At 46.2% G+C, this 20,127-nt stretch carries 17 protein-coding genes; 5 read left to right on the top strand and 12 right to left on the bottom strand.

The genetic code is table 11. The features are described from left to right. Positions 1 to 41 precede the first annotated feature (41 nt). Complete coding sequence (locus tag CWO08_RS01500; protein ID WP_065675799.1) at positions 42 to 626, bottom strand: LysE family translocator; 585 nt, start codon at positions 624 to 626, stop codon at positions 42 to 44. A 141-nt stretch (positions 627 to 767) separates the two neighbouring features. On the opposite strand from CWO08_RS01500, the gene CWO08_RS01495 reads away from it, so the two are divergent. Further along, entirely contained in the window at positions 768 to 1,208 is a 441-nt protein-coding gene (locus tag CWO08_RS01495; RefSeq protein WP_010431662.1) for an Lrp/AsnC family transcriptional regulator, read from the top strand. A 26-nt stretch (positions 1,209 to 1,234) separates the two neighbouring features. After that, on the top strand, positions 1,235 to 2,164 hold the full coding sequence (locus CWO08_RS01490) for a LysR family transcriptional regulator (protein ID WP_004732134.1): 930 nt from the start codon (positions 1,235 to 1,237) through the stop codon (positions 2,162 to 2,164). A 155-nt stretch (positions 2,165 to 2,319) separates the two neighbouring features. On the opposite strand, the gene CWO08_RS01485 is transcribed toward CWO08_RS01490, so the two are convergent. The 5 genes from CWO08_RS01485 to dsrO all read right to left on the bottom strand — a co-directional run bounded on the left by CWO08_RS01485 (position 2,320) and on the right by dsrO (position 9,514). Further along, the gene (locus tag CWO08_RS01485) at positions 2,320 to 3,381 is read right to left on the bottom strand and encodes a c-type cytochrome (protein ID WP_108019576.1); all 1,062 of its coding nucleotides are present in this window, start codon (positions 3,379 to 3,381) and stop codon (positions 2,320 to 2,322) included. A gap of 9 nt (positions 3,382 to 3,390) precedes the next feature. Further along, positions 3,391 to 4,032, bottom strand: a complete 642-nt coding sequence (locus tag CWO08_RS01480) for a cytochrome c (protein WP_108019574.1) — start codon at positions 4,030 to 4,032, stop codon at positions 3,391 to 3,393. A 411-nt stretch (positions 4,033 to 4,443) separates the two neighbouring features. Beyond that, on the bottom strand, positions 4,444 to 7,536 hold the full coding sequence (locus tag CWO08_RS01475) for a tetrathionate reductase subunit A (RefSeq protein WP_108019572.1): 3,093 nt from the start codon (positions 7,534 to 7,536) through the stop codon (positions 4,444 to 4,446). A gap of 14 nt (positions 7,537 to 7,550) precedes the next feature. Further along, complete coding sequence (nrfD, locus tag CWO08_RS01470) at positions 7,551 to 8,681, bottom strand: NrfD/PsrC family molybdoenzyme membrane anchor subunit (RefSeq protein ID WP_108019570.1); 1,131 nt, start codon at positions 8,679 to 8,681, stop codon at positions 7,551 to 7,553. Continuing rightward, on the bottom strand, positions 8,678 to 9,514 hold the full coding sequence (dsrO, locus tag CWO08_RS01465; RefSeq protein ID WP_108019568.1) for a sulfate reduction electron transfer complex DsrMKJOP subunit DsrO: 837 nt from the start codon (positions 9,512 to 9,514) through the stop codon (positions 8,678 to 8,680). The genes nrfD and dsrO overlap by 4 nt, the downstream gene beginning before the upstream one ends. A gap of 209 nt (positions 9,515 to 9,723) precedes the next feature. Between dsrO and CWO08_RS01460 the strand changes: the two genes are divergently transcribed. From CWO08_RS01460 to CWO08_RS01450, 3 genes are all read left to right on the top strand, one after another. Next, entirely contained in the window at positions 9,724 to 11,586 is a 1,863-nt protein-coding gene (locus CWO08_RS01460) for a sensor histidine kinase (RefSeq protein ID WP_108019566.1), read from the top strand. An 11-nt stretch (positions 11,587 to 11,597) separates the two neighbouring features. Then, positions 11,598 to 12,200, top strand: a complete 603-nt coding sequence (locus tag CWO08_RS01455; RefSeq protein ID WP_108019564.1) for a response regulator transcription factor — start codon at positions 11,598 to 11,600, stop codon at positions 12,198 to 12,200. 326 nt (positions 12,201 to 12,526) lie between these two features. Further along, on the top strand, positions 12,527 to 13,723 hold the full coding sequence (locus tag CWO08_RS01450; RefSeq protein ID WP_108019562.1) for a tetratricopeptide repeat protein: 1,197 nt from the start codon (positions 12,527 to 12,529) through the stop codon (positions 13,721 to 13,723). 161 nt (positions 13,724 to 13,884) lie between these two features. Here the strand turns inward: CWO08_RS01450 and sstT are convergent, their stop codons facing one another. The 6 genes from sstT to CWO08_RS01420 all read right to left on the bottom strand — a co-directional run bounded on the left by sstT (position 13,885) and on the right by CWO08_RS01420 (position 19,790). Further along, positions 13,885 to 15,099 carry a serine/threonine transporter SstT gene (gene sstT / locus CWO08_RS01445; protein ID WP_108019560.1) on the bottom strand — a complete coding sequence of 405 codons (1,215 nt, stop codon included), beginning with the start codon at positions 15,097 to 15,099 and terminating at the stop codon, positions 13,885 to 13,887. A 403-nt stretch (positions 15,100 to 15,502) separates the two neighbouring features. Next, positions 15,503 to 16,567, bottom strand: coding sequence for a ribosome small subunit-dependent GTPase A (rsgA, locus tag CWO08_RS01440; RefSeq protein ID WP_061032126.1), 1,065 nt, complete (start codon positions 16,565 to 16,567; stop codon positions 15,503 to 15,505). Between the two features lie 501 nt (positions 16,568 to 17,068). After that, positions 17,069 to 17,527 carry a copper chaperone PCu(A)C gene (locus tag CWO08_RS01435; RefSeq protein WP_004740439.1) on the bottom strand — a complete coding sequence of 153 codons (459 nt, stop codon included), beginning with the start codon at positions 17,525 to 17,527 and terminating at the stop codon, positions 17,069 to 17,071. A gap of 112 nt (positions 17,528 to 17,639) precedes the next feature. Next, the gene (locus tag CWO08_RS01430) at positions 17,640 to 18,236 is read right to left on the bottom strand and encodes an SCO family protein (protein WP_108019559.1); all 597 of its coding nucleotides are present in this window, start codon (positions 18,234 to 18,236) and stop codon (positions 17,640 to 17,642) included. Next, on the bottom strand, positions 18,233 to 18,673 hold the full coding sequence (locus CWO08_RS01425) for a hypothetical protein (RefSeq protein ID WP_008215856.1): 441 nt from the start codon (positions 18,671 to 18,673) through the stop codon (positions 18,233 to 18,235). Before CWO08_RS01425 ends, CWO08_RS01430 begins: the two co-directional genes overlap by 4 nt. 196 nt (positions 18,674 to 18,869) lie before the next feature. After that, positions 18,870 to 19,790, bottom strand: coding sequence for a DUF368 domain-containing protein (locus CWO08_RS01420; RefSeq protein WP_008215853.1), 921 nt, complete (start codon positions 19,788 to 19,790; stop codon positions 18,870 to 18,872). Positions 19,791 to 20,127 lie beyond the last annotated feature (337 nt).

The raw sequence follows: 20,127 nt of genomic DNA, 5'->3' as shown, positions 1-20,127 counted from the left end.
GTTAGTAATCACTTGCTAACCATCATATGGAAGCTATCTGGCTACAACATCGGAATCGTTGAGGCTAACAGCAACCCCGCCATGCCATAGTTGAAGCTTTTGATGCGGACTGGCGTTGTTAGCCAGTGTTGCAGTTGCTTGCCTGCTGCCGTCCAGAAAGTTACGGATGGCAAGTTAGCTAGTGTGAATATCGCTGCGATGATTGCAAGTTCCCACCATGAACTACCGCTGCTATAAACAGAAATGGCTGTCAGTGCCATTGACCAACCTTTCGGATTAACCCACTGAAAACTTGCCGCGCCAATGAAGGTCATCGGTTTATAAGCTTCAGTGCTTTTAGCTTTTCCACTCTTTGCTATTTTAATCGCTAGGTAAACCAAGTAAGCAAGGCTCAGGTATTTTAAGATTTGGTGAGTCACCGGATACGCGTTGAAAATGCCCATTAAACCGAAGCCAACTAACAGCAACATGGCGGCAAAACCTAGAGCAATGCCAAGCATGTGCGGAATGGTACGAGCAAAGCCAACATTGGCACCTGATGTCATCAGCATGATGTTATTTGGACCCGGCGTGAAGGTCGAGACAAACGCAAATAAGGCAAGTGCGCTAAGTTGTTCTAAAGGCATTATGGTTCTCCAGCAATAAAATGAACGAAGTGACTGACCGGTCATGACTTTCACGTGTTGAGAAACATAGTAGGTGGAAAGTGAGGCAATTATGTGCTTTTATTTCATCTATTATCACTAATTGCACAATAATAAGTACCTATGGATAGATTTGACGAAAGGATATTGCAAGAGCTTAAATTGGACGGCAGAATCTCCAACATTGAGCTTTCAGAACGAATTGGTTTGTCGGCCTCTGCAACCTTAAGACGCGTACAAGATCTTGAGCGCAAAGGCATCATCCAAGGTTACCGCGCGGTTTTGGATAATGGCCTAATGGGTGTCGGCTTTATTGCCTATGTTTCGATTGGTTTATCGAGCCACAGCAAATCGGCTCAACTAGAGTTTGAACAACATGTCAGCATGGAAAAAGAGGTAGTGGAATGTCACAACATCACTGGCGCTAACGAGTATTTATTGAGAGTCGAAACCAAAGATCTGCCGGGATATAAGAAGTTTCATGCCGATGTACTTGGGGAATGTGCTCAGGTTCAATCCATAACGACTATGGTTGTGATGGATACCCCTAAAGATGAACGCTAATCGAGTTTTATTGCAGGAGAGGCGAAGTGCCCAATACTAATCAGTTGTTATTGTTCTTAGATGTGGTTCAACAAGGGTCGTTCACCAAAGCGGCAACCTTGCATGATATGGACAATTCATCACTCTCTAAACAGATCAAAAAGCTTGAGCAAGACTTAGGTGTTCAGTTGCTCAACCGCTCTACGCGCTCGTTCTCATTGACGTCGGCAGGGGAAGATATTCTCGCGCAAACCTATGTGTTGAAAGACACCATCAATCAGATCCAAGGCATTGCTGATTCATACCAGTCTGAACCCAAAGGTGTGTTACGAATTACATCTCCGATCTATTTTGGTCAGCAATACCTGCAACCTATCATCACTCAGTTTATGAGAAAGTACCCGGATGTTCAGATTGTCCTTTCACTGGACGATAAGATCGCCAACATCATCGCAGGCCAATTCGATATCGCCTTTCGCTTCAGCAAGCTTGTTGAATCGAATTTGATTGCGAAGAAGATTGCTGACAGTAACTTCATGTTGGTCGCGTCGAATGATTTTGTTAAGCAGCACGGTGAACCTAAGACACCACAAGATTTGCTAGCTTTGCCTGCGGTGATTTATACCAATGGCGATATGACGGTTGATCATCTGCGTATCAGTGAAGAGCCGCATGGCAATACTTTCCAAAGCCTGACGATTCGTGGCAACTATAAGGTGAGTGATGTTCGTACCATGGTGTCTTGTGTGAAAGATGGTCTAGGTTATGGCTTCCTTGATCAATCAAACCTGTATGCCTCAATGAAAGAACTTGGCTTGGTCACTTTACTGCCAGATTATCCGATCTCTACAATCGATACCGCAATCTACGCTGTGTATCCGCACCGTAAGCAGACCAAGCTGGTGAAAGAGTTCATCACTACGGTTCAAGACTATATTGGCTCTCCAACCATTTGGGAGAAGATGCAGCAAGGTTAGCTGCTTCTATGCCATATCAAATAAAAAAAGGAGCCAGAACTTCATACGAACTGGCTCCTTTTTACTCTCAGGCTATAACTGATTTACAATGTAAAGTGTAGCTATAGCTGGTGTGAACGGCTCTTTTCTCGAAAAGAGTCCCTCTTTAAGTGAAGCTAGTGATTATGAATCACTTCTTTGCCACTTGGATAAGCTTTTGTACCCAATACGTGGCCATCCACTTCTTTACCGTAGTAGCCCTGATGTTTGTGATAGCGTTCTGCATTATCAGCCACATCGCCCTTGTATCGAGGATCTTGTGGGCGTTCATGACTATTCACAAATGCAGCCACATCCCATGCATCTTGAATCGAAAGCTGCTGGCTCTTTCCGAGCGGCATGTTTTCGTAAATGAAATAAGCCGCTGTGTTTATACGGTGCATTCCCGCGCCCCAGTTAAACGCGTTTTCGCCCCACAATGGTGGGAAGTATGATCGGCCGTCTGCTCCTTTAATACCTTCACCATTTTGACCATGACAGGTTTGGCAGCTGGTTTGGTAAACCTTCTCACCACGCGCTATTGACGGTTCTTGTTCAGGGTTAGCAATCTTAGGGTAGCCACGGCCTGCCAACTTGCTGCGATCATCGATCGGGTATTTACTTAACAGCTCTTCCGGAAGAGGGAAGCTTTCCGCTTTACCACCGATTTGTAAATCTGCATCACTGATCTCAGGAACTGGCGTATCTTGCATACCGTTCTTATCTAAGATGCCGCCCATCGCCAACCAGTAGGAGTAAGCGCTGAGTGCGACCAGTTCTTTTGAGTCTAAGGCTGGTGCGATTCCGTTCATTGAATAGGTGAAACAGCCTTGAATACGCTCAGCGTAGCTGTTGACCTTGTCGTTCTTCTTACGATAAGCCGGATAAGCCATGTACGCGCCCCAAAGTGGCGCTGCATTGGGCTTCATGCCTGCTTGCATGTGGCAGTTAACACAGTTTTGCTCGTTGCCGACGTATTCGCCACGCATCTGTTGCGAGTCAACAAACAGTGAGTAACCTAATTTTACTTTGTCGCCAAATTCTCCTGCTGGGATATCCACTAAGTCGCGTGGCACTAGGTACTTGTTGTCTTTCACTTTTTCGACGGCTGGCAGTTCGGTTTGGCGATCGGGTAATTCACCTTCGGCATAAGCGAGTCCAGAGGCAAGGGTTGCGGTGATTAAAAGTAGTGTTTTCATGCTAGCCCTTTAGTATCGAAAAGATGCGAAGTAGTAAGACAGGTTTTTGATCTCATCGTCGGTCAATTTGCCTGCGATGTTGCCCATCATGTTCAAATCATCACCCTTGCGAGTGCCGTTTTTCCATGCGTTAAGCTGAGATTGAATGTAGTCGGCATGTTGGCTCGCAAGGCGTGGAAACTTGTCTACGCCCATTCCGCTTGGTCCATGGCAGGTAGCACATGCTGGAATATTTCGGTCCCAATCGCCCTGAAATACAAGCTTGCGATACGGGTTCTCGATATCCGCTTGTGAGCCGCGCTGCTCTAAATCTGTGAATTCGTATGAAGGTAGTGAGGCAAAGTATTCGGCAACTTCGCGACGAATAGCTGGGTCAGACACGCCATCGGCCATGCCTTTCATGATCGCGCTTTGACGCTCTCCACTAGAGAATAGAATCAATTGATGTTCTAGGTAGTCAGCATTCAGCCCGGCAAGCATAGGGGCGATGTTAGGCATCCCTTTCCCGTCAGCTTGATGGCACCCGCTACAGGTTTCTGCGGCTTCGGGCATTGGGTTAGACGCTGCTTGTGCAAAACCGGATAAAGAAAGGCTTCCTAAAGCAGCGATGCAAAGCGTGAGAGTTTGAGTTTTTATATTCAGCTTAATCATGAGGCGTCGCTATTGGTTATAATGCACGCATTTTCGACATAATTGATTGCTCGCGCTATTGTGGATTTCCACATTAATTCACTTGGAACTTGAGGTAAGTCTCACATTAATAACCTCAATCACCATGGTGGTATTGATGTGGATTTCAATAGGCGAATCCAGCTGCCGTTAACGAAGTGCAAGGGAACTGCCATGTTCGCCTCGGTGTGACTGCTTGTTAAGGCTCTTTATGGCACCGATTGTATAAGCATAGACGGTTGATGGGGCTAGGTGAGAAACTTGCAGGGAAGTGATATGAAGAATTGATGGTTTGGTGTTGAATAGGTTAGAAAAAGAAGAGCAACCTCGAATGACGAAGTTGCTCTAATATGCTCAGTCTTGATTTGACTGAAATAGGGGAGGTTTTAACACCTAGACCTTGTAGATCTTCGCAGGAAGCGCCTGTCTTGCCGCTGCGCCCACAACCCAATCCAACATGACGCCTTTGCCTTCTCTCGTTGGGTCAATTAAGCCAATATCATTGATGTTAACGCCATCGTTGGACTTCATCTTCACTGGTTGCTGTGTTTTACCAATCCAGTGCGCACGTTCGCCGAGTTCTTTATGGCCAAAGCCATGTTCAAAGCCTAATGTGCCCGGCTTGATGCCATCAATCACCATCGCCAACGCTTTTGTGGTTGCGCTCGGCGTTTCGATCGCAAATACGTCACCGGTTTTTATGCCCGCTGAAGAGGCGTCTTGCGGGTGAATGTACACTGGGTTCACGCCTTTGATGGACTCCAAGCGTGGTGACAGGTTAGACACCGCACTGTGAATGTTGGACTTAAAGTTAGTCAGGGTAAATGGCCACTCTTTTGCTGGGAACTGCTCTGCCAGTGGTGTGCCGTCTGCCAGTTTTTGTGGATACCATGTTGGGCAACCCATGTACCGCTCGCCACTAATGGTGTTGCGAGAGGTGCCAAGCTTTTCATTCCAAATAGCCAGGGGCTTGGTCCATTTGTACTTCATGGTTTCGTTGGTGTAGGCATTGGTAGCGTCTTCAAAACGACCACCGCGCGCGAAGATGTACGCCACTTTTAACATCTCTTCAGGCTTAAGTGTTTTGTTCATCACAGGAACAAGGCGCTCAAGACCAGACCAAACAATGTCTTCTGCATCCACATTCGGCACGCCGCCTTTGGCAAATGCTAAGTTCGCCGCAGAGCGAAGGTAGAAGTCTTCTGCACTGTGGATACCGTGCCAATTGCCTTGGCTGTCTTTGATTGCATCATCACCAAAGCCGCCCAGCTCGAGTGTTTTCGCCAGATCAATAAAGAAGTTCTCTAGATTGATGGCACGACCGTCCTGAGTGCGAGAGGTTTTAGGTTCAACAATCGGCCAACGAGCAGTGATCGCTTTAGTTGCAACGCCATGCCAAGGTGTTGCCATGCCCCAGCTTTCGTAGGTTACCGTGTCAGGCACGAGATAATCTGATAGTGCTGTGGTTTCATTAATGAAGGCATCGATAGAGACGATCAAACCCAATTGCTTTGGATCTTTAAGTTTCTCGCCTAATAGGTTGTCTAACCCCGGAACGCCATAAAGTGGGTTCGCCATGTGGTTGATCCACGCTTTTGCGCGATATGGGTAGCCATCAATCGCCGCTGACAAATGCTCGGTTAGCAGCGGTGCTGAGATTGGGTACCAAGGCGCGCGAGTTGGGTAGGGTGACTCACCGGCTGCAACGCGACGTTTGTATTCGCTGGTTTTTTGGTACGGGAACTTGCTGCGAGACAAGAACACACCTTGCGGCTTCGTCTTACCCTTGAACTTGGTAAAGTCGTAACGAGGGCCTGCAACAGAAGTCGGGTAGCCACCCGCTTTCGCCATCGCGCCGCCTTTCGCGTTGATGTTACCGATCAGAGCGTTCAACATCAGAATAGAGAATGAGTTGTAGAAGCCGTTGGTGTGCATGTTGCCACCGTGAGTATCGACGACGGCTTTTGTCCCGTAACTGGTGAAGCGTTTTGCTAACGCAATGATCTGATCTTGTGGGATTTCACACTGCTCGCTGTAGTAAGCAAGGTCAAATTTGAAGGCTTCTTCTTTCAATCTTTGTAGAGAAGATTTAACGCGAACAGCCTGACCATCGATTTCTACATCTTGATCGACGAACAGAGCCGCCTCATCGACCTGAATGTTTGATGTTAATAGTGACGTTGTCACATCTAGTGTGATAAATGCATCATCGTCAGACATCGGTTCGCCTGTTTCTAGCAAGCCAATATCCGATGTGCGAAGCATACGTCCGTTTTGTGGGTGCGTTTCGTCGCTGATCACTAGGTGAGACGCATTACACCAGTGTGTGGTGCCGGCTTTTTGCATTGCTTGCGCGCTTGGGCGAGACAAGAAGTCGTGATTGTAGCGTTGGTTTTCGATGATCCATTGGATCATGCCTAGTACTAATGCTGAATCGGTGCCCGGTTTGATTGGAAGCCAGTTGTTGCGATCGCCTGCCGCAAGGCTTGAAGAACCTGCAGGAAGGCTAGGCGTCACTATGGTGTAGCTGAGTTTTCCGTTGGTACGAGCCTCAGCAAGTTGTCGTGCTTGACGCTTAAACGGGTTACCTGCTTGAGCCGGAGACATGCCGATGAAAAGAATGAATTCCGCATTGTTGAAGTCGGGTTTTAAGTGCGAGAATTTGTCCAAGTCATTCATGATCGCGCCAGAACCTGCACGGAATGCGTAGCCACAGTAAGAGCCGTGGTGACCGAAGTTTCGTGTACCATAGCTGTTGAATGCAAAGCGCTTCAAGATGTCATCACGGCCTTCATTACCGGCATTAGTCACCAACAATTGGTTGGCTTTGGGACCGTATTCAGGGTTGTTTGGATCAAGTGGTGTTTCGATATCGCGAATCGATCGTAAGCCTTCCACTTCGCCTTCACCGAACAAGTCACCACCTTCGGTGATCTCAGTGATTAGTTGCTCGTAGCTGATCGGTTCCCACTTGCCTTCACCACGCTTACCGACACGTTTGAGCGGTTGAGTGATTCGGTATGGGCTGTTTTGAATCTCTAACATGCCGTTACCACGGGCGCAGGCTGTCGAACGATTATTGATACCGGATTCTCCAGACAAGCCAATGTAGGCGTCTTTTACCGGTGTTTTGAACGGGATTTGCTGATCACTTGATAGCGGATGGTAGGGATTGCCCGAGATACGCAAAATTTCGTCATTGCGATTATCGATACGTACACGCAAGCCACACAGTGTCCAGCAACCGAAACACATTGATGGTGCTACGCGCTGATTTGGATTCGGCGAGATCTTACCTTGTTCATCGACACTGTATTCCGTTTCTAGCGAATTACCGTGGTGGATGTGGTTGGTTTTCTTACCCGCGGTGCCATCAATAGCACCGTGAACCATGTGTTTTGTGGTTGTCGCATAACCTGCAGCAAAAGCTCCAACACCACCGGCAGCAAGGCCTGCTTTTAAAAATTGACGACGTTTGTTATCCATGATGATTCCCCAGACTACAAGCTATGTGAGCGGTTAAGTGGTGACGATGTTTTTTGAGCTGATTTAGCTGATTTAGCTGATATTGTTTTTGTCGATACGATTTCAGAGGCGAACAACGCAAGTGCTAACCAAAGACCACACATACCAACAATGCCAAGTAGACCTGAGCTACCCATTGGCAATTCATAAGGGAATGCACCCACATCGAAACGTGGAATGGTTTGAACTTCCATCATGGTGACCCAACGTACCGCCCATGCAGAAACTATGGTCGCAAGTGCTACACAGATAATTCCAAGCTTGCTTTGAGATAAGCGCTGCAATGGAAGAACTAAGATCATGCACAGCAAAATGCTGGTGGTCATGATGCCTAAATTAATACCCCAAGCGTCGTCCTCATACAGGTTGAAGTGACCATGGTTAGAGGCCCAAATCGACGTAAGAATGATGGCAAGGCCGCCCGTTAAGGTAATGGTTCTTTGTACGAGAGCGAGGTCTGTCGATTTTAAGCTAGGCTTGGTTGAAGGAAGCAGAGCCCAAATCAACAACGTTAAACCTGTTGCAGCAAAGAATGCGGTCGTAAACCAAAGCAGCGGAGAGGCCGGTTGATGCCAAAGCGGGCGACTTGCCAAAATTGCAATCTCGGCACCTGTGTAAAGCGCGATACTTAAGCCAGAAATAGCCGTCGCAGCAGCGAGTACAATCATCAGTTTTGTTGAAACCTGCCATTGACCTAGGGTTAGCCAAGACAAACGTTTTAGAAGTGGGTTTTCACTCTCTTTAAGTTGTGCGATGTCATCACGTAAGTAAACCCAAGCCGTCGCGACAGCCAGACCAGAGAACAGAGGGAGAAACAGAGAACCTAGAGACATCCACGACCAAGGCGTGATGTGAGCGTAGAAGTGCCACGCCCTTCCAGGTTGGTGTAAGTCACCAGTAAGGGCTAATGGTCCAACAATCGCGCCGATGGCCATCACAAGCACAAGGGCTGCACGAAATTGATGACTGGTTGAATTTTTAAATATCAGGGCAATCAAAAACAGAATCGCAGCCGCGTAAGCCGAACCTATGTAGAAGAAATACTGAACCGCCCACGGTAGCCAAGCGATCTCTTGAGCGGGAACTAACACCTCAGTGATATTCATGCTGTCTCTCCTTGTTTGCTTTGTGTCGCGATTGCCAATTCTTGTTCGCTAGAAGATGAGTTATCAATGGCGGCAGGATCATAAATCGCAGGTTGGCCTTCAATGTGACTAACGAACCGCTCGTTCATGCCGATATAGAAAACATGTGGGTTGGTATTCTGTTCTGGTTTAAGCACCTTGATGTCGTCTTGGTTTTCATTGAGCAGACGGTTGATCTCGCTGTTTGGATCTTTAAGGTCACCGATTACGCGCGCGCCGCCGACACAGGTTTCTACACAAGCGGGTAGCAAGCCATCTTCAAGGCGGTGTGCACAGAAAGTACATTTGTCGGCGGTCAGTGTGTCATGGTTAATGAAGCGAGCATCGTAAGGGCAGGCTTGAACACAATAAGCACAAGCTACGCAGCGTTCGTTGTCGACCATGACAATGCCGTCTTCACGTTGGAAAGTGGCTTGAACAGGACAAACCTTGATGCAAGGTGCGTTGTCACAGTGATTACACAGGCGAGGCAGCATGAATGACTTCACCTCTTGTCGAGCTGTCGAACCATCATCAAGGGAGACTTCATACTGTTTTACTGTGGTTCTGAACTGACCAATTGGCGCTTGGTTTTCAACGCTACAGCCAACAGTACATGCCTGACAGCCTACGCATTTACGCAAATCAATCGCCATGGCGTAGCGTTTGCCTACTTCGCCTTTGCGGTCAGGTTGGTTGTTATTGCGAATGGCTGTGCTTGCGACTGCGGTGTTGATTCCGGTAATGGGAATGAGCGCAGCACCGGCGGAAACTTTGCCGAACTGGCTGAGAAACCGTCTTTTCAATGAGTCCATATTGGTACCTATAAATGGGTATTGGTTCTGTTGAGCTCATTGTCAGATTTTGACCCTACACGGGGTATTGTGGATTTCCACATTCCCAGATCAAAGTTGATCTAGAACAAATGTGGTTTTCGCTATCTAGCTGTTATGCTTTATTTAAAAGTGCTTCAACGCATTGAGAAATCATTGAATAGGTAACCCGATTGAATAAAGAGATGTCCGTGACTGTTCGCAACTTCACTACATTCATCAGTACGTGCTGGCTGAGTTTGAGTGCAGGTATTTGTTTCGCTGCTCAAACGGAACCGGTTTCGGTAGCGACAAATACGATTGAATCAGACCAGACGATTGAAGTGGGTGTTTTAGCCATCAGGGGCAAACTTGCAGCGCAACAACGCTGGCAACCAACGATGGACTGGTTGTCTGAGCGTATCCCGGGAAAACACTTTGTTCTCAAGCCCTTTAACTTGGAAGAGATGGCCGAAGCGGTAAAGAAGGTCGAGGTCGATTTTGTAATCACTAATCCAGGTCAGGCGGTTCGTTTAGGTCGTCAGTATGATCTCTCTTGGATGGCAACCATGACCAGTCATAATTACGACGCTCAAGGTGTGAGTAGCACGCGTAGTATCGGTTCTGCATTGGTGGTCAGAAGGATGTCACCGTATATCTCGTTTGAACAACTGAGCGGAAAGCCGATTGCCGCGGTTTCTGAAAATGCGTTTGGTGGCTACCTGACTATGCGTTACCAAGTAATGCAACAAGGGCTCAACCCCAATCACTTTTTCTCTAATACTCAGTTCTTAGGTTTCCCTATTGATGCCAGCTTGTATCAACTGCGTGAAGGGAACATTGAAGCTGCGGTGGTGCCTGCGTGTTTGGTCGAGAGCATGATCAGCGAAGGTTTGCTGGTGGCTAGTCAATATCGTGTTATCGACAATCAAGCACCAGAAGGGTTCCGATGTCAGGTGTCTACGCCGTTGTACCCTAACTGGTCGTTTGCCAAAACAGAGCGAGCGTCTTCGGCACTGGCGAAACAAATGAGTCAGGTGTTATTTGCGGTGCCAAAAAGCAGTGCGCCAGCCATTGCAGCGAATGCATCGGGTTGGACTTCACCGACAAGCCTGCTGTCGATCGATAAGCTATACCAACAACTCGACATGCATCCACTGCAACAACCTTGGTGGAAAGAAGCGTTAATCTGGCTTAAGTACAATCAGCAATGGGCATGGGCGTTTTTCTTGTTAGTCGTGTTCTTGAATGCTTACCACTTTTGGTTGGAATACAAGTTCAGCCGCAGCAAAAAGCAGTTAGAAGCGACACTTAACAAGCTAAAGAGGAAGAGTGAACAGTTAGAGCATTCTCAACGCATCGCCGTCGTGGGCGAGCTAGGGAGCAGCCTCGCACATGAGATCAATCAACCTTTGGCGGCTATTCGAAACTACAGTGAAGGTGGTCTGCTACGTATTTCCAAAAACAAACCAATCACCGATATTGAGCCGGTCTTTGAGAAGATCCAATCGCAAGTGGATCGAGCAGACGCGATCATTCAGCGCCTAAGAAACATGATAAAGAAACGCTCAGCAGAGAAGTCAAGAGGCGATATAGAGCAGTTGCTCACGGACACTATTGAACTGTTGCAATTCCGTCTCGAACAGCACCAAATTACCATTGAGCGTTACGTCGTGGGTCAACCTGTTGAGCTCTATATTGACCCTGTGGGCCTCCAACAAGTGATAGTTAATCTCATCAACAATGCGACCGATGCGTGTAACACCCAACAGCAGCGTGCAATGTCTGATATTGATAATAAAAACCATGAGCCAGCGACAATTAAAGTGATTACCGAGTATCAACCCGATAAAATGATGATGTCGGTTATCGATAATGGCACGGGATTAGATTTTACCGAGCATCAAGTGACTCAAGCTTTTGTGAGCAGCAAAGAAAACGGCTTGGGGCTGGGGCTTGCGATATGCCAAGACGTCATTGAAGACCACTGCGGTCAAATGAGCATAACGTCTCTCACTCCACATGGTTGTCATGTTGCGGTGACGTTACCTTTCTCTCTTTCAAATGATTCATGAGGAATCTTGTTATGTCTGAACTTCATCAAACGTTGCAGGTCTATGTGGTTGATGACGATGAGTCAATGCGCGATTCATTGGTGTTCTTACTGGAAGAGCATGATTTTAAGGTGTCAGCCTATCAAGATGGCCCGAGTTTTCTTGATGCCGTTGATTTAAGTGCGGCTGGGTGTGTGGTGCTCGATAGCAGAATGCCTGAGATGAGAGGGCAGCAAGTACATGAACTGATGTTGAAAGCACAGAGCCCACTTTCGGTTATCTATCTCACTGGTCATGGTGATGTACCTATGGCGGTTGAAGCGCTACAGGCTGGTGCGGTGAATTTCTTCCAGAAGCCGGTCAAAGGCAGTGAGTTAGCTGAGGCGATCAAGCAAGGCTTAGTTGCATCAGAAAAGCATTTGCAAATGAACGTCTACCGTCAAGCTTATGCCTCGTTAACCGAGCGTGAGATAGACATCCTTAAACAGATTATTGATGGTAAACGCAATCAGAAAATTGCCGATGAGCTGTGCATCGCAGTAAGAACAGTTGAAGTTCACCGAGCGAGTTTGATGAAGAAGTTTTCTGCAAAAACGGTCGCTGAGTTAGCTTACATCTATGGTCAATTGACCTAGTCATCGCAGCCTTTAGGCACAGGCTTCTAATCATCAGTTTCTGGTGAATGGTTGAGTCTAACTTGATGAAAGGCAAGCTCGAGAAACCCTCCTTATTGAAGCAAGATCACACGATTTATGGAGTGCGTACGGATTAGTCTTTGCAGACTTCTTATCGTTATGTATTCCTGAGATACTGAACCGAGTTTAAGGCGAAGCGTATAGAGACTGCGTCTCTTGTCACCATCAGGGCTAATAGCCCCAGAAATTAACTACTCAATATAGGTTGCTTGTGGCCGATATAGGGTAGAACGGAACCGAATTAGGTTAAACATTTTATGAGTACAATGGGAATCGCAATTGGTGCGACCGCTCTTTCGTTAATACTTGTTGCTGTGTGGCTGATTTCTTTATCACTAAGAAAGCAGCGCTTGGAACAAGAACGTAAAGCGCGAGCTGTCGCTTACCGAAAGGCGATTGAAAAAGCACGTATCCAAGAGCAAAAAGAGCGCCACTTTAAAGCAGAAACAGGGCATGTCCCGTCGATTCTATATTTAGCGAAAGAGGCTGAACGTAACAATATCAAGGAAGCGTTGTATTGGTACGATAAAGCGGCGCATTTGGATAACGTCAACGGCATGTACGGCATTGTTCGCTTAAGTATGAAGCGCAAAGAAGATCTGATCTTGAGAGAACAAGCCAACTTTTGGCAGCTTGCGATCTCTGCCTTAGATAACGATATGTCGGCGAAATTTGAGATGGGTAAAGCGCTGGTCCATGGACGCGGGACCGTGAAGAACATCCCCAAAGGCTACACCTATATTGAAGAGTCTGCCGCTGGTGGTAATACCGAAGCGATGCTATTCATGGGTGACTGGTGCCTAGACAAAGAAAACCCAGACTACTCTGCAGAAAGCTCTGTTGGTTGGTATCGCAAAGCGGCAGAGAAAAACAACCTAGATGGCAAGATCAAACTGGGTATGAGTTACTTAAATGGTGTTGGCGTAGAGCCTAACCATGGTGAGGCTGTGTACTGGTTTGAGACAGCAGCAGAAAAGAACAGTGCAGAGGCGATGTTTAGAGCGGGTGAAGCGTGGATCGACCATGGTGAACACGGTAATGCAATTGCTTATATCTGGCTATTCCTATCTGCTCATTTTGGCTACTCAGAAGCTAAGCAGCAGAGAGATAAAGTGGGCGGTGAGCTAGGTGTCGATGCGGTTGTGGGCTTACAAGCATTGACTAAACCGATCATGACCAAGCTGACCCAACAAGCAATCACCAAGCACTCAATTATTAAGGCGCTCAACAAGCTTTACAAACGCAATATACCGATTCCAAAGAAAGTGAAAGAAGCGTCTGATGAAGAGGCTGAGCCATTAAGTGTAGAGACCAGCCATCTAGAAATACCGGTATCGACTGCACAGGAAGCGAATGTCGATTACAGCCAGCAACCTAGTACCGAACAAACATCCTCAGAGACACAAGCCAATCACAGTATTGACCCTCTAGATTTTAGTCAGTCCAACTGGAACAGAAACTAGTCGATGGTGGTCATCGGCTTATTTATTGAGCCTGCTACCTATCAGCGATGAGTTGATTTAAGTTTTAACTCTTATCTAGAAAATCTAGACAACAAAAAAGGGAAGCAGATGCTTCCCTTTTTCTTTATATAGTTTTTGGCTTGAGAGCCAATAAAGGCTTATTAAGCTTTGTTCTGCTCTGCTTTACATACTGCAGCTGTGAACACTACGTCTGTAGAGCTGTTAAGCGCTGTTTCAGCAGAATCTTGAATCACACCGATGATGAAACCTACCGCTACTACCTGCATCGCAACATCGTTTGAGATACCGAATAGACCACATGCAAGAGGGATAAGTAGCAGTGAGCCACCAGCAACACCAGATGCACCACATGCCGATACCGCAGCAACTAGGCTTAGTAGGATTGCAGTGAAGATATCAATCTCAATACCCATCGTGTGTACAGCAGCCAGCGTTAACACAGTGATAGTGATCGCAGCGCCAGCCATGTTGATGGTTGCACCTAGTGGAATAGATACAGAGTAAGTGTCTTCGTCTAGGTTTAGCTTCTTACAAAGGTTCATGTTTACTGGGATGTTCGCAGCACTTGAACGAGTGAAGAATGCAGTTACGCCTGATTCACGAATACATTGGAATACTAGAGGGTATGGGTTCTGCTTTGTTTTAACGAAAACAAGCAGTGGGTTAACCACTAGAGCAATGATGAGCATTGAACCTAGTAGTACCGCTAGAAGTTGACCATAGCTTGCTAGCGCCTCAAAACCAGTGGTTGCGAAAGTCGCTGAAACTAGACCGAAGATACCAAATGGCGCTAGGCGAATTATGAAGCGAACAATGTGTGAAACACTGTGGCTTAGATCTTCGAAAACCGCTTTGGTTGTTGCAGATGCGTGGTGCAGAGCAAGACCAAGACCGATCGCCCAAGCAAGAATACCGATGTAGTTTGCGCTCATTAGCGCGCTAACTGGGTTGTCTACAAGCTTGAATAGAAGCGTGTGAAGAACTTCACCAATACCTTGAGGAGGAGTAGCACCTTCCGCGCCAGCAACCAGTGTCAAAGTGGTTGGGAACATGAAGCTTAATACTACGGCTGTAAGTGCTGCAGAGAAAGTACCAATCAAGTAAAGCACGATGATTGGACGCATATGAGTATGCTGACCTTTCTTTTGGTTTGCGATAGAAGCTGCAACAAGAATGAATACTAAAATTGGGGCAACAGCTTTCAGAGCACCAACAAACAGACTACCTAAAAGGCCTGCGTCTTGAGCTGCTGAAGGAGAAACCATGGCGAGAACGACACCGAAAACAATACCAGCAAGGATCTGTAGGACAAGATTCCCACGAGCGATGCGGGCGAGCATGTTGTGATTTTGCATAAAATACCTGCAATTGTTAATTTATTATAGTGATGTATCTTTTATAAAGTTGTACCGATTCCAACTATACACTAGTGGAATGGGCGGTCATATTAGCGGGATCGTAGCGGGTGTCTAGGAATAGTTTACTTTTAGTGTGATTGTTTGCACTACGTGGTGTTTTTAGAGCTAAATGTTAAATAAATGTATTTTGATTTAGCTAAAAATCTACAGATTCATATTTGATAGAGCTAATATACTGTAAATTAGAAGATGTAAATGGCGATTAGTAAGAACATTGTGTGCGTAAATAGTCGCTTTCTTATCTAATTGAAACAAAAAGCCCCACGCGATTGGCACGTGGGGCTCGGTGTTTCAGCTCAGTGTTGAGCGATTAACTCAGATTACCTTTATATCTAGCTGCTTAAGCTGAGCCTTTCTTAATATTGCGGCTTTCTGACTGTACGTTTCGGTACATTTTGGAAAGCTGCTTATTGTTAGCGCGTTGCTCTGCAAGAGAAGCGCCGTTTCTTGCTTGCTCTCTCAGTAGCTTTTGATAGTTAGTAAATCGTCTTTCAGACAGTTCACCACTCTCAATGGCAGCCCTTATCTTGCATCCCGGCTCTGATTCATGATGACAATCAGAGAAGCGGCAGTGCATTGCTAACTCTTCGACGTCTGAAAAAGTTTCACTCACGCCTTCAGCGCAGTCTGCAAGTTGGAGCTCTCGCATTCCTGGAGTGTCGAGAAGCAAGCCACCTGATGCGAGCAAGTGGAGTGATCGTGATGTGGTTGTATGACGACCTTTACTGTCGTCTTCACGAATACCACCAGTTGCCTGCGATGCTTCACCTAGCAATGAGTTAACCAAAGTCGACTTACCCACACCAGAAGAGCCCATTAGCGCGACGGTCTTGCCGATTTTACACCAAGGTGAAAGTACTTGGGTTGAGCCTTGATCTAGGCTGTTGACCGCTTCGATCATGAGCATCGGGTCTAAGCTTTGTACCTGTTGTACTTTGTCTTCGTAGTCGTCACACAAGTCTTTCTTCGTCAGGACGATAACCGCTTCAACTTGTGCTTCATTTGCGAGTGCCAGGTAGCGTTCAATGCGACTCAGATTAAAGTCGTTGTTCAATGAAACCACGATAAACACTGTGTCGATATTGGCTGAAATATATTGTTCAGCCACACGACTGCCCGCAGCTTTTCGGCTAAAGAGCGATTGGCGTTCTAGTAAGCGATCGAATTGCAGTTCAGAGTTCAATATTACCCAATCGCCAACCGTCATTGCAGGTTGGTTGTGATGAATAGGTAGAGTGATTTCGCCCTGTTCAGAAGCCAATGTGTAGCCACTGCGATGGTGCGCGGTGATACGGGCGATCACTGAATGGTCGTAATCTTCAAGTGTCAGTTGTTGTTGGAATACAGGTTGCCATCCAAGTTGTTGAAGTGACATTGGATGAGAAAATGCAGCTTGTGAATTCATGTCTATTTACCCAGACGTGCGAGCTTTCTTTTCTTATGAGAGCATTAACTTCTTGTGAGATCTCTTATTGTTGGTGAGATCAGAAGCGTTAAAAGCCCAAAAGCGTCGGGACGTCAAAAATGCTTTAGAGTTTGGGTCGAATTCAATAGATAGGACCCCGGATTGATTCATGCATAATGAGCATGCTTTGACCATGTGCGATCAAATGTAAACCGGGTAAAAGTGTGCGGTAGCCAGCTGGTGGCTTAATGTTGGTAGTTCGGAATTAAAGTTGGTTTAACCAAACAAAATTAACGCGTTACTTTTACTGCCAGTTTTAGTGTTTTCATTACAATCATCTTCTCTTCTCCTTGGTTATTAATATGGTTAGGCTTTGCATAAAAAGCGAGTGCAGTTTAACAAAAAGCCACGATGGCGAGAAGTCATCGTGGCTTATTTTGTCTAATTTTTCACTGATGTGCTTTGGCTCTTGATAAGCCTCATGAGCATCAGTTTCTAGAATTAGTGATGATCGTGATTCATCTTTTTCATGCCACTCATCACTTTCTTAACTGGTGCTTCGAAAGTTTGTGTTTCGCCATTTGCGAAAGTCAGTGTCATTTCGATCTGCTCGCCTTCTTTTAGACCATTTTTTAGGTCGAACAACATAATGTGCAGGCTGCCAGGCTTAAGTACGGCTTCACCATTTGCTGGGATTGTGATCTGTTGAACCTGACGCATTTTCATTACATCGCCTTCAACGATCACATCATGAAGCTCTACCTTACCTGCTGCTGGTGTTGTCGCTGAAACGATAGCGCGGTCTTTGTCACTATGGTTCATCAGGGTCGTAAATACTGCGCTGTTCACAGCCGTTGGCGGTGTCGCACGAGCGTACGCGTCATGTACCATGATGTCGCTTTTTGCCTGGGCAAGAGGGGTGAGCAATAAGCCTGCTAGAGCAAGTGCTTTTAACTTCATGTTGTTGTCCTTATTGTTTTATGTTTTGGTCTGGGACCTGACTTTACGTTTTGAACTCGATTAGTTGAGTTCTTTATTTTTATACACGCTGCTTCTAGAGTGACTTAGCACACTAGCGTGTCAATGTGTTGATGGCTTCAACAATTGGCGCAGGCGTCAACGTGTGCGGTACTTTAGTAATCAAGGTACCGTTGGGCTTTAAAAAGTAGAAATATGAGCTGTGGTCGAGTGTGTATTCCAGCTCGGAACCTTCAAGCTGTGTCTTTCGGAAAATAACACCGTATTTATGTGCCAGATTCGTGGTGACATCCAATGGGCCACTCATACCTTCAATCATTGGGTTGAAGTACTGCGCGTATTCGTATGACGCTTCCGCGGCATCACGCTCTGGATCAAGAGAAACAAACATAGGACGAATCTTGGCTTTCGATTCATCAGAGATCTGGTTGAGCGCACCCGCTAGCATTGCTAATGATGTTGGGCAAACGTCAGGACAGCGTGTGAAGCCAAAGTAAACGATACGAATTCTGTCATCGGTTTCGTCAAAGAGTTTTATTGATTGGTTGTCTTTTCCAAAAAGCGTTGTTTCGGAGAATTGTTGTTTTTCAACGTGTTGCTCTTGAGCCTCTGTTTGACCATCGAGATAGCTTTTTACTCCAAAGCCAAGTACAAACGCTACAACCAGCGCTAGCGACCAATTCTTACTCATCTTGTCATCCTTATTGCAGGTTTTACGGTTTCAACACCATCGGTGAGCTCACCAAGCCAAGTCATGTGATCCATGGTACACACGGGTAAAATGACATCACCTTCATAGATGTTGTTACCAGTATTTTTTAATTGGAAACGTGCTGAGCCCATTTCCATCTCTAAACCGGTCAGCGATAGCATCAAGGTTTCAGAGGCCGCGCCTTCCCACACAACTTTGATTTTTGTTGGGACTAGAGGTTGAGCTGTTTCATGCTCAAGGGTCATAGCAACGCTGTCTTGCTCACACGATGTTGTTGAAAGCATGCAGTAGTCATCTAAGTTGACGTCAGGAGAGTGGCTCTCTACTACCGATTTAAATTGCTCGACTGCCTGTGGTCCATAAAAGCCAGCGACCAGCGCAATACCGAGCGCAGCAACCTTTAATGCTGGGTGCATGTCGTGTTCTCATTTGATTTTATAAGAACGGCGATGGTATCACACCACTCAATACGTGCTTGTATCAAAAAGCAATTTTGTGCGTATGGTAGATATAAAAAAGCGAAGCCAGTAGCTTCGCTTTGATTCAATTTACTGACACGTCGCTATTTAAGGAAAGCACCCTACATGCGAAATGCCGCTCGATTGTTAGAGGTTAGTCAGCATTGCGCTCGGCAAACTTTTCTAAGCCAAGAACTAATGCGATGGCAACCAACATCATGATCACAGCCAAGGTCAGTTGAGAAGGCTGAGAGGTGACGGCTTCGAAGTTAAATGGAGACAAGTTCTCTTGAATGAGAGGCACTTGCTCACCTTTAGAGTTGATGCGCCAGCTGATGGTCTCTTTCCAAGGCCAGATCTTAGGCAGCGTACCGATCATCAAACCAGTTAAGAACACAAGCGTGAAGTCGCGGAATGAACGCAATAGCCAAGACAGTACATGTGAGAAAGTCAGCAGTCCAATCACACAGCCCGCAAGGAATAGCGCAAGTACATCGACTTGAAATGATTTAACGGCGCCAAGCACTGGGCCATACATGCCAATCAGGAGCAGAATAAAGCTGCCTGAAATACCGGGTAAAATCATCGCGCAGATAGCAATTGCACCCGCAATTAAGACGTTGATGCTGGTTGGCTCCATTTGCAGTGGCTTAAGCACAGTAATGCTATAAGCGAAGGCAACGCCAAGCAGTAGAAAGACGAATCGAATCATATCGCGCTTTTCTACTTGCTTAAGAATGTGGAAAACCGACACCAATATTAAACCAAAGAAGAAAGACCACAGTGGGACTGGGTGGGTGACCAATAACCAAGAAATCAGTTTTGCGAATGTCGCAATGCTGGTGAACACGCCTGCGAATAATGAAATTAGGAAAAAGCCATTGATGTGGTTAAACGCGGCTTTGAAGCCTTCGCGCTTCCATAAACCAAGTACGCTAGGGTTAATTCTGCGAATGCTTTCTAAAAGCGTATCGTAAATACCTGTGATGAATGCGATGGTTCCGCCTGAAACGCCTGGGACAACGTCAGCCGCGCCCATGGCCATGCCTTTGAAAAAAGTACTTAAGTAGTTCATTGCTTCATAGAGTTGAGGGTGATTTCGTGCAGTATACAAACTTTGCTGTCAAAAAAGTATGAATATGCTACTGAGAAGGTGCTTTTCTTACTCTCTTAATTGTAAGGCAATACGTTGATGTGAATATCTGCCTAACATTTAAAATACAGTCACTTAGTAATTTATCATTAATGCTAAGGATGAAACTGGTCTCTTATCAATATTGCATCTTGATTGCATTATGCAAATGCACTTTGCAATTCGCATGTAAAATTAGCCGCTTTTATGCGATGCAGGGCTTATAAAATGCCTAATTAAAGTTGGCACGCTAACTGCATAATACTAATCGACCCTTCTT

The sequence above is a fragment of the Vibrio sp. 10N.286.48.B8 genome (genome assembly GCF_003050085.1).
Classification (GTDB): Bacteria; Pseudomonadota; Gammaproteobacteria; order Enterobacterales; family Vibrionaceae; genus Vibrio; species Vibrio crassostreae.
Note: the sequence above shows the minus strand (reverse complement) of the source record. Positions and strands in the feature narration are given on the sequence as shown.